This window comes from Pseudomonas sp. F01002, assembly GCF_004402115.1.
GTDB lineage: Bacteria > Pseudomonadota > Gammaproteobacteria > Pseudomonadales > Pseudomonadaceae > Aquipseudomonas > Aquipseudomonas frigoris.
In genome coordinates this window covers 25,881-38,826 of record NZ_SOPU01000021.1, presented here as the reverse complement: position 1 = coordinate 38,826, position 12,946 = coordinate 25,881, and the positions used below count along the sequence as shown (strand labels likewise).

14 protein-coding genes are annotated in these 12,946 nt (G+C 57.5%); 5 read left to right on the top strand and 9 right to left on the bottom strand.

Annotation, left to right across the window (positions count from 1 at the left end; translation table 11 throughout):
* The 3 genes from E3W21_RS31440 to E3W21_RS18325 form a co-directional block, all read left to right on the top strand.
* Nucleotides 1–312: hypothetical protein (locus E3W21_RS31440; protein WP_218570170.1), on the top strand; the 312-nt coding region annotated here is incomplete at its 5' end.
* Nucleotides 313–387: 75 nt separating this feature from the next.
* Nucleotides 388–570 carry a hypothetical protein gene (locus E3W21_RS18330; protein ID WP_008030471.1) on the top strand — a complete coding sequence of 61 codons (183 nt, stop codon included), beginning with the start codon at nt 388–390 and terminating at the stop codon, nt 568–570.
* 105 nt (nt 571–675) lie between these two features.
* On the top strand, nt 676–1,857 hold the full coding sequence (locus tag E3W21_RS18325; RefSeq protein WP_134421354.1) for an MFS transporter: 1,182 nt from the start codon (nt 676–678) through the stop codon (nt 1,855–1,857).
* Nucleotides 1,858–1,985: 128 nt separating this feature from the next.
* Here E3W21_RS18325 and E3W21_RS18320 read toward each other — a convergent pair whose 3' ends face one another.
* The 3 genes from E3W21_RS18320 to E3W21_RS18310 form a co-directional block, all read right to left on the bottom strand.
* The gene (locus E3W21_RS18320) at nt 1,986–3,293 is read right to left on the bottom strand and encodes a hypothetical protein (RefSeq protein WP_134421353.1); all 1,308 of its coding nucleotides are present in this window, start codon (nt 3,291–3,293) and stop codon (nt 1,986–1,988) included.
* A gap of 210 nt (nt 3,294–3,503) precedes the next feature.
* A complete protein-coding gene (gene arfB, locus E3W21_RS18315; protein ID WP_134421352.1) occupies nt 3,504–3,917 on the bottom strand; it encodes an alternative ribosome rescue aminoacyl-tRNA hydrolase ArfB in 414 nt (137 codons plus the stop codon).
* Nucleotides 3,918–4,085: 168 nt separating this feature from the next.
* Complete coding sequence (locus tag E3W21_RS18310; RefSeq protein WP_129442136.1) at nt 4,086–5,501, bottom strand: amino acid permease; 1,416 nt, start codon at nt 5,499–5,501, stop codon at nt 4,086–4,088.
* Nucleotides 5,502–6,396: 895 nt separating this feature from the next.
* Between E3W21_RS18310 and E3W21_RS31195 the strand changes: the two genes are divergently transcribed.
* Together E3W21_RS31195 and E3W21_RS18305 are read left to right on the top strand one after the other, a co-directional pair.
* A complete protein-coding gene (locus tag E3W21_RS31195) occupies nt 6,397–6,534 on the top strand; it encodes a hypothetical protein (RefSeq protein WP_166793841.1) in 138 nt (45 codons plus the stop codon).
* Between the two features lie 69 nt (nt 6,535–6,603).
* Entirely contained in the window at nt 6,604–7,569 is a 966-nt protein-coding gene (locus E3W21_RS18305; RefSeq protein WP_134421351.1) for a leucyl aminopeptidase, read from the top strand.
* Between the two features lie 212 nt (nt 7,570–7,781).
* On the opposite strand, the gene rluB is transcribed toward E3W21_RS18305, so the two are convergent.
* From rluB to E3W21_RS18270, 6 genes are all read right to left on the bottom strand, one after another.
* Nucleotides 7,782–9,080 carry a 23S rRNA pseudouridine(2605) synthase RluB gene (gene rluB, locus E3W21_RS18300; RefSeq protein ID WP_134421350.1) on the bottom strand — a complete coding sequence of 433 codons (1,299 nt, stop codon included), beginning with the start codon at nt 9,078–9,080 and terminating at the stop codon, nt 7,782–7,784.
* A gap of 155 nt (nt 9,081–9,235) precedes the next feature.
* The gene (locus tag E3W21_RS18295; RefSeq protein WP_134421349.1) at nt 9,236–9,427 is read right to left on the bottom strand and encodes a DUF1289 domain-containing protein; all 192 of its coding nucleotides are present in this window, start codon (nt 9,425–9,427) and stop codon (nt 9,236–9,238) included.
* Between the two features lie 144 nt (nt 9,428–9,571).
* Nucleotides 9,572–10,546, bottom strand: a complete 975-nt coding sequence (scpB, locus tag E3W21_RS18285) for an SMC-Scp complex subunit ScpB (RefSeq protein WP_134421348.1) — start codon at nt 10,544–10,546, stop codon at nt 9,572–9,574.
* A gap of 11 nt (nt 10,547–10,557) precedes the next feature.
* A complete protein-coding gene (locus E3W21_RS18280; RefSeq protein ID WP_008156118.1) occupies nt 10,558–11,379 on the bottom strand; it encodes a ScpA family protein in 822 nt (273 codons plus the stop codon).
* Nucleotides 11,380–12,009 carry an L-threonylcarbamoyladenylate synthase gene (locus E3W21_RS18275; protein WP_033056081.1) on the bottom strand — a complete coding sequence of 210 codons (630 nt, stop codon included), beginning with the start codon at nt 12,007–12,009 and terminating at the stop codon, nt 11,380–11,382.
* A gap of 13 nt (nt 12,010–12,022) precedes the next feature.
* Complete coding sequence (locus E3W21_RS18270) at nt 12,023–12,886, bottom strand: PHP domain-containing protein (protein ID WP_046046431.1); 864 nt, start codon at nt 12,884–12,886, stop codon at nt 12,023–12,025.
* Nucleotides 12,887–12,946: the final 60 nt, after the last annotated feature.

Sequence of the window (12,946 nt, the reverse complement as noted above, 5' to 3'; positions counted from 1 at the left end):
GGAGCAAGCCCGCTTTGTTTTGTGTCGCTCCCTCTTCCAGACCTGTCTAGACAATCCCATCCGTCGCAACAATTGGATATAAAAGTCTATTTGTCATTTCTCCTGCTGTATCCTTCCCAGGCTTTTTTTTTAAAGCGCGGATCTACCAGATCTATCAACAGACTTTGCGAGGAGCGCGATATGCACGAGATCCCTAATCTCCCCTTCCCAAGCCTGCACGAAACTGAGCAGACGCCCACGCAACAAGCCGGTGCCCAACAGCCCGAGCCAAAAGAAGCCACTGAACGCCGCAAGGCCGACAGCGAAGACTGATTCACCTGCAATGCCAGACCGTGTGGAAAGCGCTAACATGCGCTTTCCACACCGCCTGAACCCTTGAGCCCCACCATGACCGATGACTTTAGCGAAACCCAAGCCAGCGTCCTGATCGGCACCGCCGAGAAGATGATCGAGATCTGGAATCGCCTTTCCCCCGAGAAACAAGCCGCGCTGCTCGCCCGTTTCGGTAGCGAAGAAAACGCCCTGGCCGCCCTGGTCACGACACAACTGGTTGCCCCCGCAAAGCCCTGATTCATCCCCGCCCGACAAATAGTTTTACTTTTTCCACGACCCGCAGCCGCTCCCGCCGCTATCATAAGCAGCCTATCTATCCTGCTTCCCCGTGGATCTTTACCCATGTCTGAAAACCAGCGCCCCCTGGCGGTCACGCTGCAAGTCGTTTCCATCGTCCTGTTCACCTTCATCGGCTACCTGAATATCGGCATTCCCCTGGCCGTGTTGCCGGGCTATGTCCACAGCGATCTGGGCTTCGGCGCCGTAATCGCCGGCCTGGTGATCAGCGTGCAATACCTGGCCACCCTGCTCAGCCGTCCTTATGCCGGGAAAATCATCGACAACAAGGGCAGCAAACTCGCCGTAATGTACGGCCTCGCCGGCTGCGGTTTGAGTGGAGTGTTCATGCTGATTTCGGCCTGGACCCAGAGCCTGCCGATGCTCAGCCTGATCAGCCTGTTGATCGGCCGATTAGTGCTTGGCAGCGCGGAAAGCCTGGTGGGTTCGGGTTCGATCGGCTGGGGCATTGGCCGGGTCGGTGCGGTCAACACCGCCAAAGTCATCTCTTGGAACGGCATCGCCAGCTATGGCGCCATCGCCATTGGCGCCCCGCTGGGGGTGTGGCTGGTCGGTGAATTGGGTTTGTGGAGCATGGGCGTGAGCATCGTGCTGCTGGCCGTCCTCGGCCTCGTGCTGGCCTGGCCGAAAACCGCCGCGCCAATCGTTGTCGGTGAACGCTTGCCGTTCATGCATGTGCTGGGGCGAGTGCTGCCACATGGGTGCGGTCTGGCGCTGGGCTCGATCGGCTTCGGCACCATCGCCACCTTCATCACCCTCTATTACGCGACTCAGCATTGGTCCAATGCGGTACTTTGCTTGAGCCTGTTCGGTGCCAGTTTCATTGGTGCGCGGCTGCTGTTCGGCAACCTGATCAACCGCCTCGGCGGCTTTCGCGTAGCGATTGCCTGCCTGTCGGTGGAAACGCTTGGGTTGTTGCTGCTATGGCTGGCACCGGACGCCCATTGGGCACTGGCGGGTGCGGCATTGAGCGGGTTCGGCTTCTCGCTGGTGTTCCCGGCACTGGGCGTGGAAGCGGTCAACCTGGTGCCGGCGTCCAGCCGTGGTGCGGCAGTCGGGGCTTATTCGTTGTTTATCGATTTGTCGCTGGGGATCACCGGGCCAGTGGCGGGTGCCGTTGCAGCAGGCTTTGGCTTTGCCTCGATCTTCCTGTTCGCCGCCCTCGCCGCGTTGAGCGGCTTGATCTTGAGCATTTACTTGCAACGGCAAAAAACGCGTCACTATTGAACAACCAAAAAGTCGTTAATAAAAACTGACCGCTCAGTCGCACAGGGCTGAACGGTCAATGGTGTATGCCCACGCTCTCTATTCTTGAGATGCTTCGCTGCTCCTACCGCGGCAAATGACCCAAGCACTCAACCGTGCAATCGATTGATTGCAAAAGTTTCGAGAGCGTTGTTCGCACTTGAAATATAAACGACCTTGCGATCAGCCTGTACAGCCAGCGCATGCACCACGACTTCTGCGCCCAACATGACCCGCCCTTCGTTACCGAACGCGCCATCCCACCCCATATCCTGCTCGATACTCGCGATGACTGTTCGCCGGTCGTTCGAATTGAGTTCAACATGGCCTGCCAACACAATGGTCGATCCTGAGTTGTACAGCGCAACCTGCCAGATGACGGTTTGACCGATGAATGAATTATCCAAGGAGCCAGACCAACCTCGATCGCCGTAATGCGGATCCTCCTGACCATCAACGCCTATGCGCTGAACGTTAACATATAAATGCTGTCCGGCCGTGTTGGCACTCGTACCAATAATGTAGAGCTCTTTCTCGTCCTCTCTCCACAACAGACGTGATTTGACACCCGAGCGAGAGTCGTAATACCCACCCGTTGCAAAACTTTCATCCAGACTACCGTCAGCATTGTATCGCCCAACGAACCATTCACCTTCCCACTGCCTGCTGGAATTGGCAGCCAGCAAAACTTTTTCACCTTGCCGTATAAGATCTTCTGTTTTTGTGCTTCGATTTTTATGATTGATAATTACAAACCCCCTTCCCCCGAATGATCTATCCAATACACCACCACAGTCCACTCTCGTTAAAACCGCATAGGTCCTCGCGATTGTCAGGAGGGAGGAGAACATAATACTGCCGTCTTCCATCACCACCATCGAAGGCGAGTAGCCGAGGGCACTTGGACTTTCAATGCTGTTGTCGCGAGAAGACAGCGCCGCAAGCTCCTCACTGCTCAGATCATACTCACACACCATCACTCCGCCGACACCGAAAGTTTGGTCCAGACTGCCATTCAAGTCGAATCTTGCAGCGCCTAACCAAGGCGTATAGATATCACCCGCAGCATAAAACCCCATTACAATCTTTTTACGCTTGTGGTCGTACTGCAGCGCAAAAGGCTGTCCAAACTTTACACTTGGAAAGTAATCAGGCACTTTAAATCGGCACTTTCCCGCCATTCCAAATGCCTCATCAATAACACCTCGTTCGTCCAGCATAATCAGGTAAGTCATCTGCAGCGATTCAGAGCTCGCGGCACAAAGCATTTTACCGTCAGGAAATACATGGATCGCGCGGGGGTGCAGGGATGTATTTTCCGGGCCGTCATATAAATAAACCTTGCCCGCCACACCAAAATTATAATCCACACTGCCGCGCGTAGACGTGAGGCGCAGCTCATCGTTGGAATGATTCATTTCTACTTAATCCGTAAAATCAGGGGAAGTTCCCAAGAACATTAAACGGCATCAAAAAGATCACGTAACCTGTCAAACATGACAGTACCCAACGGATTCAGGGCGTTATAACGTTATCAAACCAAAGTATTTCGCAATACCCATCCAAAGAAATGGAAATAAGGAACAAGACTGCAACCAGTCGAATCATCGCTTTGACTTGCTATCGACTCAGAAATCCACCTTGCCGCGCCCTGCCTTGATGTTGCCACGCTTGCTTTTGGATTCGAGCCGACGCTTCTTCGAACCGAGGGTCGGTTTGGTCGGACGACGTTTCTTTTCGACCTTGGTGGCACTGAGGATCAACTCGGTCAGCCGTTCCAGCGCATCCGCACGATTGGCTTCCTGCGTGCGGTATTGCTGGGCCTTGATGATCAACACCCCTTCGCTGGTGATGCGACTGTCGCGCAGCGCCAGCAACCGTTCCTTGTAGAACTCGGGCAAGGACGAGGCCGGAATGTCGAAACGCAGGTGCACCGCGCTGGAGACCTTGTTGACGTTCTGCCCACCAGCGCCCTGGGCACGGATGGCGGTCAACTCGATCTCGGCATCCGGCAGATGCACGTTGTTGGAAATCACCAGCATGGAAAAGCGTCCGTATTCAGAACACGCAGGATACCGCGAATCAGATCCCCGGCACGCCGAAGATCCCCTGTGGGATCGCCGCACCGCCGCTCCCACAGGGGATTTGTGTAAATCCCGAAAACAACAAACCCGGCACATGGCCGGGTTTGTTGTTTCTGCGTGCTGCGCTTACTTCGCGTTTGCCGCGTGCAACGCATGCCGGTCACGACGCTTATTCTTGATGCCGTAGCAAATCCACATGAACGCGACCCACACTGGAATCGCATACACCGAGATCTGAATCCCCGGAATCAGCAGCATTACGCCCAGAATGAACACCACGAACGCCAGGCAGATGTAGTTCCCGTACGGGTACCACAAGGCCTTGAACAGCGGCGTCTGCTTGGTTTTGTTCATGTGCTGGCGGAACTTGAAGTGCGAGAAGCTGATCATCGCCCAGTTGATCACCAGGGTGGCAACCACCAGCGACATCAACAGTTCCAGCGCGTTTTGCGGGATCAGGTAGTTCAGCAACACGGCGATCAACGTCACCGCCGCCGAGGCCAGGATCGAACGCACCGGCACGCCGCGCTTGTCGATTTTCGACAAGGCTTTCGGCGCATCGCCCTGCTCGGCCATGCCCAGCAGCATGCGGCTGTTGCAGTAGGTGCCGCTGTTGTACACCGACAATGCCGCGGTCAGGACCACAAAGTTGAGGATGTGCGCCGCGGTGTTACTGCCGAGCATTGAGAATACTTGCACGAACGGGCTGCCACTGTAGGAATCACCCGACGCATTCAGGGTTGCCAACAGGCTGTCCCATGGTGTCAGCGAAAGCAGGATAACCAACGCACCGATGTAGAAGATCAGGATCCGGTAGATCACCTGGTTGATGGCTTTCGGGATCACGGTTTTCGGCTTGTCGGCTTCCGCTGCGGTGAAACCGAGCATTTCCAGGCCGCCGAAGGAGAACATGATGATCGCCATGGCCATCACCAGGCCGCTGACGCCATTCGGGAAGAAGCCGCCGTGGGCCCACAGGTTGGTCACCGACGCTTGCGGGCCCCCGTTGCCGCTGACCAGCAGGTAGCTACCGAGCGCAATCATGCCGACGATGGCCACGACCTTGATGATCGCGAACCAGAACTCGGCCTCACCGAACACTTTAACGTTGGCCAGGTTGATCAGATTGATCAGGACGAAGAACCCGGCTGCCGAAACCCAGGTCGGGATGTCCGGCGCCCAGTAGTGGATGTACTTGCCGACCGCAGTCAGCTCCGACATGCCCACCAGAATGTACAGAATCCAGCAGTTCCAGCCCGACAGGAAGCCGGCGAAACCGCCCCAGTATTTATGGGCGAAGTGGCTGAAGGAACCGGCGACCGGCTCTTCGACGATCATTTCGCCGAGCTGGCGCATGATCATGAAAGCAATGAAGCCGCAGATGGCGTAGCCGAGGATCATCGACGGGCCGGCGGATTTCAGGACGCCGGCCGAGCCGAGGAATAGCCCGGTACCGATCGCGCCACCGAGGGCAATCAGTTGAATATGGCGATTTTTCAGGCCGCGTTTCAGCTCGCCTGAATGCGAGTTTTGTCCACTCATGAAAAGGGTCTCACGCAAGGTTTGATGATGTTCGTTAGACGTTGCTGCTCGGTTGCGATTTCAAGCAGCGCCGATCAAACCCCAGCGAAGGCAAAAGGAGTTCAGCGTTTTTACAACGGTCATGCGTCACCTGTTTGTTTTTATCTGTGACGAAATCGAACCCGACACGCTTGTGGCGCGGCGGAGTGAACAAGGCGGATAGCCTTGAGGTTTGCGCAGATGCGCAGGAGGTCACAGTTAAAACGCGGCGCATTGTACACCTGTAACCCCCTGCTGCCAGACACCACTGGATCAGCGTGTCATTTGCCGGGATTGCCTGTGTCCGTCTCGAGGGGCTCGGGCGGCTGCAAAAATTGAGTCAGACCTTTGCCGGTCATTGACGGAAGCGACGGAAAAATCGCTCCACGGGGAGAGATGGAGATGAGTCACGGCGTACATTGCGCCTCCTTCTTGTTATGCACCTGCACGACAGGCATGGGGCGCATCTCACCCTTCAACCGAGCCTGAAACAAGCGGGCCAGAGCCCTGCGGAAAGGTTAATTGGCCATTAGGCGGAAGGTTTTCCTTACATCCCTTCCGCAAGCGTCAAACCAAGGGCTTTGAGGCTTGATTTCGTCAGCATTTCTTTACATGGCGTAACGTAAATTTGCCGAATCAGATCTCGCTGTAGGTTGACTGCAAATTGACGGTAAGACGTTTCCTTAGGCAAAGGTCGAGTTAGTTTTTTGTTTTTTATTAACAAATTGTCTAATTAAAAACAGAATAAAAAGTTCAAACAAATCTTATTTGATTATTTTTTTGCAATTTAAAAACCTGTGAACTAGGTTTCAGCGACTTGCCGAGACGCATCGACAGGCAAGTTGTTCTTACTCAAAAGTCATCTAGGAGATTCACCATGCAAGCTATGGAAAAAGACTTGGAAACTGAACTGCAACTGGACGATTGGTTTGAAGCACCGACCCATGACGCCGCCGTTGAAATGATGCAAGCCGATGCGGTTGTTCCGTTTGGCACGGCGATGTGGCCTCTGTAACACATCCCGGCAGGCACGATCCGGCCGGTTGTGCCTGCCACTTTTTCTCGGTTTGTCAGGGAGGACTACATGGATAAGCAACGCGCCATTTCGCATTTCCTTTATTACCTCGAACATCACCCTGCCCTTGCCGGCATCAACCCGGCGAAGGTCTTGCTCGGCCACACGGCTGATTACCAGGCACTGACGGGCGCCATCGCCGAACAGGCCGGTGCCAGCCCACGCTTCAGTTTCAGCGCAATGCGACTGGATCTGGAACCCACGGAGTTGCTGGCCCAGGCGATTGCCGACAGCAATCTGTACATTTTTTTCTACGACTCTTCCACCCTGCCCAACCCACGCCCCGACGGCCCGGAATTTGTCCGCGCGCTGCAAGGCGTCATGGCCGAGAACTGGAAGAAGTCGCTGCTGTTCAAGGATTACGGCGATTACTTCTACGACACGTTCAGTGTCACCCCGCAGCGCATTGCCGGGTTGAACAGCCACTTGATCCAGCGCATGTCCCATGCCACTACGTTAAGTTTCAAAGATGATCACGGCTCGTGGTTCGAAACACCGTTGAGCAGTATCAAGAAGTGGACCGACATCAACGGTGTCGGCAACTTCGATCTGGCGCCCGGTGAAATTGCCACGCACAGCGAAGCCATTAACGGCCGGGTCAAGTTCATGGGGACTTTTCTCAGCACCATTCCATTTGCCCGCAAATACGGGGTGCTGGAGTCGCCGCTAGAGTTGTGGATCGAAAACTCGACCATCAGCAAAATCGCCACCGAGGTGCCGGGGCTGGAACATGACTTCAACAAGTACCTGGAGGCCAATCCATCCAACCGGCGCATCGAGGAGCTGGGGATTGGCACCAATGAAGGCGTTAAAGCGTTGTATGCGCGCAATGCCGGGTTCGAGGAGCGCCATTGCGGGCTGCATCTCGGGTTGGGCGGTGGCGCGAAGGGTAGCCATCATCTGGACCTGATCTTCTCCAGCGGCGTGTTGGCGCTGGATGATGAGCCGGTGTTTGATGGGCGGTTTGTGTTTTAGCCACAAAGTAGGCGGTGCCGCTACTGGCCTCATCGTCGGAACGCCGCCCGGAGCAAGCTCGCTCCTACAGTGGATCGCATTTCCATGAGACAACACAGTCACCTGTGGGAGCGAGCTTGCTCGCGATGGCTGACTCACAAACACTGCACCTCTTAAACCAGGCAAAAAAAACGCCAACCCGAAGGTTGGCGTTTTCATGTTGCGCTTACCGATTACTCAGGCTTGCGACGACCGAAGCCCGGACGCTGGCCCGAACCGGCTGGCGCACCACGGCGTTTGCCCGATGGAGCGTCCTTGTCGACGAGAACGATGCCTGGACGCTTCTTCGCCGGTGCCTTGGCCGGGCGCTTGGTGTCGGAAGGACGGTCTGCCACCGGCGTACCGCGACCCGACTCACCACGAGACTCGCCACGACCGGCTGGAGCACCGCGATCGCTACGACCGCCGCTTGGCGCACCGCGACCTTCGCCACGCTCAGTGCGACCGTTGGCCGGACGCGGAGTGCGTGGACCGCGCTCGCCGTCAGCACGAGGTGCTGCTGGCTTGCGGGCGGGGCGCTCGCCTTCGATTTGCGGTTCACGGGAGTCACGCGATGTAGCAGCGGTCTGGTTACCGATGGCTGGACGCAACGAACGCACGCGCTCGGTCTTGCCCATTGGACGCGACGATTTACGCTGCATGCGGTCGAGCTTGTCTTTGCTCTTGGCGTTCATCTGCGGCATGGCCACAGGCGTCAGGCCAACTTCGGCACTCAGAATGTCGACTTCGTACTGGCTCATTTCGCGCCAGCGGCCCATCGGCAGGTCGGAGTTGAGGAACACCGGGCCGAAACGCACGCGCTTCAGACGGCTGACCACCAGGCCTTGGGATTCCCACAGACGACGGACTTCGCGGTTGCGACCTTCCATCACCACGCAGTGATACCAATGGTTGAAACCTTCTCCGCCTGGCGCCTGCTTGATGTCGGTGAACTTGGCCGGGCCGTCTTCGAGGACGACGCCTGCTTTCAGACGCTCGATCATCTCGTCATCGACTTCGCCACGCACACGTACCGCGTATTCACGGTCCATTTCGTAGGAAGGGTGCATCAGGCGGTTGGCCAGCTCACCGTCGGTGGTGAACATCAGTAGGCCGGTGGTGTTGATGTCCAGACGACCGATGTTGATCCAGCGACCTTCTTTCGGGCGCGGCATCTTGTCGAAAACGGTCGGACGGCCTTCCGGATCAAGGCGGGTGCAGATTTCGCCGTCCGGCTTGTTGTACATGATCACGCGGCGTACCGACTCGGCGGCTTCTTCGCGCTTGATCACCTTGCCATCAATGGTGATGGCGTCGTGCATGTCGACGCGCTGCCCGAGGGTGGCGTCTTTGCCATTGACCTTGATGCGGCCGTGGCTGATCCAGGCTTCTACGTCACGGCGCGAGCCGACGCCGATACGGGCGAGGACTTTCTGCAGTTTTTCGCCTGCTGGGCCGATTTCCTGGTCGTCTTTCTGGTCGTTGATACTCATCTGGGCACCTCCCGGTGTGGTCTGTTCAGGCAGCTCTGAAGTGAGGGTCCTGAAGAGTTGAAAGCTGGTACTCCGGCGAAGGGATCGCCGAAGGGTCGCGAATCATACGCTCATGGGAGCGTTCGCGCATCAGAGACTAGCTGATCAATGGAGACTTACTTGTTTTTCCGCCGACCGGTGGCGCCGAGCTTGATCAATCGCAGCGAGGCTTCGGCGAGGACTGTGCGCTTGTCAGTCTTGTCGAGTTTCTTCCAGGCCTTGATCTCGCGCTTGCTGCGGCCGCAGCCGAGGCAGATGTCGTCGGTGAATTTGCAGATGCTGATGCAGGGGTCTTTTGTTGAACTCATCAGTTACTCCTGCGAACACATTTCAATGTGGGAGCGGGCTTGCTCGCGAAGAGGGAGTGTCAGTCGACATCATCGTTGCCAGACCCACCGCTATCGCGAGCAAGCTCGCTCCCACAGGGATCTCCATTGCCCATAGGACTTGGGTCAGTCGTCGAATTCGCGGCGTTCGGCTTCGATCGCTTCAGCAAGGGCCCGGGCTTCGGCTTCTTCGTCGGTCAACTCGGGCTCTGGCTTGTGCTGTTCAAGCGCGGCGACAGCAGCCAGGAGTTTCTCGCGAGCTTCGGCAACGCCAAGCACATCATCTTTCTGCTCTTCTTCGACTGTGGCTTCTGGCTCGACCTGAAGTTCAACTTCGATTTCCGGCTCAGGCTGATCCAGCACCTCTTCAGATTCCGTCACAGCGCTATCGCGCAGAATGTCATCAAAGTCGGTCTTGAGCCCCTCCTCCATGGTGTCCAGCTCCAACAGCAGCGTATGGAAACTGGTTTCCTCCTTGGGCTCCTCCGGCTCGGCGCTGGCATCCGCCAGTTCCTGCAAACTTGCCGGGACCGGCGCGTCATCGAAATCGAGCACCGGGTCTGGCTCCAGCTCGCGCAATTCGGCCAGCGGTGGCAAATCGTCGAGGTTTTTCAGGTTGAAGTGATCGAGAAAGGCCTTGGTGGTCGCGAACATCGCCGGCTTACCCGGCACGTCGCGGTAGCCGACGATGCGGATCCACTCGCGCTCCAGCAAAGTTTTGACGATGTGACTGTTGACTGCCACACCCCGCACGTCTTCGATCTCGCCCCTGGTGATCGGCTGACGATAGGCAATCAGCGCAATGGTTTCGAGCATGGCGCGGGAATAGCGCTGCGGCCGCTCTTCCCACAAACGTCCTACCCACGGCGAGAACTTTTCGCGGATCTGCAAGCGATACCCGGAGGCCACTTCCTTCAGCTCGAAGGCCCGGCCGTCGCAGGACTTGGCGAGAATCGTCAGCGCTTTCTTGAAGACTGGCGGCTCCGGCCGCTCGCCCTCTTCGAAGAGTTCGAACAGGCGTTCAAGCGATTGCGGTTTTCCCGAGGCCAACAGAAAGGCTTCAAGCAATGGCGCCAGCTCGCGGGGTTCAGTCAGGTTCATGATTCAACTCGTTATTCGGCTCGGGCCCGCACGTGGATCGCTGCGAACGGCTCATTCTGCACCAGCTCGACCAAGGATTCCTTGACCAGTTCGAGAATCGCCATAAAGGTTACCACCACCCCCAGACGTCCTTCCTCAGCGGTGAACAGCTCGGCAAAGGGCACGAAACCGCCGCCCTTGAGGCGCTCCAGCACATCGCTCATGCGTTCGCGGGTGGACAGTGCCTCGCGGCTGACCTGGTGACTTTCGAACATGTCGCCACGGCGCAGGACCTCGGCCATGGACAACAGCAGCTCTGACAAGCGCACATCCGGCAACAGCTTGCGTGCCCGGGCTTCCGGGGCGTCGAGCTTGGGGACTACCACGTCACGACCCACACGGCTCAGGCCATCGATGCCTTCAGCAGCAGCCTTGAAGCGTTCGTACTCTTGCAAGCGGCGGATCAGTTCAGCGCGAGGATCGTCTTCTTCGGCCTCGATCGTTTCGGCACGCGGCAGCAGCATCCGCGACTTGATCTCGGCCAGCATCGCGGCCATGACCAGGTACTCGGCGGCCAACTCCAGGCGCACCGACTGCATCAACTCGACATAGCCCATGTACTGCCGGGTGATTTCCGCCACCGGGATGTCGAGGATGTTGATGTTCTGTTTGCGGATCAGGTACAGCAGCAGGTCGAGGGGGCCTTCGAAGGCCTCGAGAAAGACTTCAAGCGCATCCGGCGGAATGTATAGGTCCAGCGGCATTTCCATGACCGCCTGGCCATAGACCATCGCGAAGGGCAGCTCTTGCTGGGCTCCGGCCTGACTGTCGACAACGGGTTCTACTGCAGACATCTACGCCTCGGCCATGAACGGCGTCGGGTCGCCGCAACCAACGCGGATCACTTCCGGCTCGCCATCGGCGAGGTTGATCACGGTGGACGCCTTGATCCCGCCAAAACCGCCGTCGATGATCAGGTCGACCTGATGCTCGAGCAACTGGCGCATTTCGTAAGGATCGGTCATCGGGTCGGTGTCGCCGGGCATGATCAGCGTCACGCTCATCAGCGGTTCGCCGAGTTCTTCCAGCAGTGCCAGGGCAATCGGATGGCTCGGCACGCGCAGGCCGATGGTGCGTTTTTTCGGATGCAACAACAGCCGCGGGACTTCGCGGGTGGCGTTGAGAATGAAGGTGTAAGGTCCCGGAAGATGAGCTTTAAGCAGGCGGAAGGTGCCGGTATCGATCTTGGCAAACAGCCCTAGTTGCGACAGGTCGCTGCAAATCAGCGCGAAGTTGTGCTTTTCGTCCAGCTGTCTCAAACGGCGCACGCGCTCCACGGCATTCTTGTCGCCGATCTGGCAACCAATGGCGTAGGACGAGTCTGTAGGATAAATCACCACCCCGCCGCTGCGGATGATCTCGACAGCCTGTTTGATCAGGCGCGCTTGCGGGTTTTCCGGATGAATCTGGAAAAATTGACTCACATTCTCTACCTGTTCAGACGGCGGCAATAATTGGGTCATGTTTGAATCGACACCACAGTGGTGGCAGATCCTCCGGGAGCGGGCGGTACTCACCGATCTCGGACCAGCCTCCAGGGCCATGAAAATCACTGCCGGCGCTGACCAGCAGACCGAACTCACGGGCGAGAATCGCCAGGCTGCCCACTTGCTCGGCGGGCTGATGGCCATTGACCACTTCGATCGCGTGGCCCCCTGCTTGAATATAGTCGGCAATCAGCCGGCGACGTTTGCTGCGAGTGAAATCGTAGTGCCATGGATGCGCCAGGCTGACCCAGGCCTTGGCTGCGCGAAGGGTTTCGACCGTGTCTTCCAGGGTCGGCCAGTGTTGCTTGACGTCCCCCAGCTTGCCGGCGCCCAGCCATTTGCGGAACGCTTCTGCGCGGTCCTTGACGAAACCTTCACGAACCATCCAGTCGGCGAAATGCGGGCGGGCCGGCGCGTTGCCGCTGTCGCCCAGTTCCTGCTGGATGGCCCGAGCCCCTTCGAGCGCGCCCGGCATGCCTTTAAGCGCCAACTTGCGGCTAATTTCTTCGGACCGTAACCAGCGGCCATCGTGCAATTTTGCGATGGCCTCGACCAAGGGTGCGGCGTTGACGTCGAAACCATAGCCCAGCACGTGAATGGTCGCGCCGCCCCAGGTGCAGGACAATTCGACGCCATTGACCAGTTGCATCCCCAGCGCAGTCGCCGTGCTGCGGGCCTCGTCGAGGCCCTCGAGAGTGTCGTGATCGGTCAAGGCCAGGACTCGCACGCCTTTCTCGAACGCACGCGCAACCAGTACTGCAGGCGCGAGAGCGCCATCGGAGGCCGTGCTATGGCAGTGCAAATCAACGTTCACGGGGCTTTTTTACCTCAAATCAGCTGGCGCTATCGCGCGCCCATATGTTTGTTATTATGC

Coding starts and splice junctions, on each gene's coding strand:
- E3W21_RS18330 (WP_008030471.1), top strand. CDS start 388: ATGACCGATGACTTTAGCGAAACCCAAGCCAGCGTCCTGATCGGCACC.
- E3W21_RS18325 (WP_134421354.1), top strand. CDS start 676: ATGTCTGAAAACCAGCGCCCCCTGGCGGTCACGCTGCAAGTCGTTTCC.
- E3W21_RS18320 (WP_134421353.1), bottom strand. CDS start 3,293: ATGAATCATTCCAACGATGAGCTGCGCCTCACGTCTACGCGCGGCAGT.
- arfB (WP_134421352.1), bottom strand. CDS start 3,917: ATGCTGGTGATTTCCAACAACGTGCATCTGCCGGATGCCGAGATCGAG.
- E3W21_RS18310 (WP_129442136.1), bottom strand. CDS start 5,501: ATGAGTGGACAAAACTCGCATTCAGGCGAGCTGAAACGCGGCCTGAAA.
- E3W21_RS31195 (WP_166793841.1), top strand. CDS start 6,397: ATGCAAGCTATGGAAAAAGACTTGGAAACTGAACTGCAACTGGACGAT.
- E3W21_RS18305 (WP_134421351.1), top strand. CDS start 6,604: ATGGATAAGCAACGCGCCATTTCGCATTTCCTTTATTACCTCGAACAT.
- rluB (WP_134421350.1), bottom strand. CDS start 9,080: ATGAGTATCAACGACCAGAAAGACGACCAGGAAATCGGCCCAGCAGGC.
- E3W21_RS18295 (WP_134421349.1), bottom strand. CDS start 9,427: ATGAGTTCAACAAAAGACCCCTGCATCAGCATCTGCAAATTCACCGAC.
- scpB (WP_134421348.1), bottom strand. CDS start 10,546: ATGAACCTGACTGAACCCCGCGAGCTGGCGCCATTGCTTGAAGCCTTT.
- E3W21_RS18280 (WP_008156118.1), bottom strand. CDS start 11,379: ATGTCTGCAGTAGAACCCGTTGTCGACAGTCAGGCCGGAGCCCAGCAA.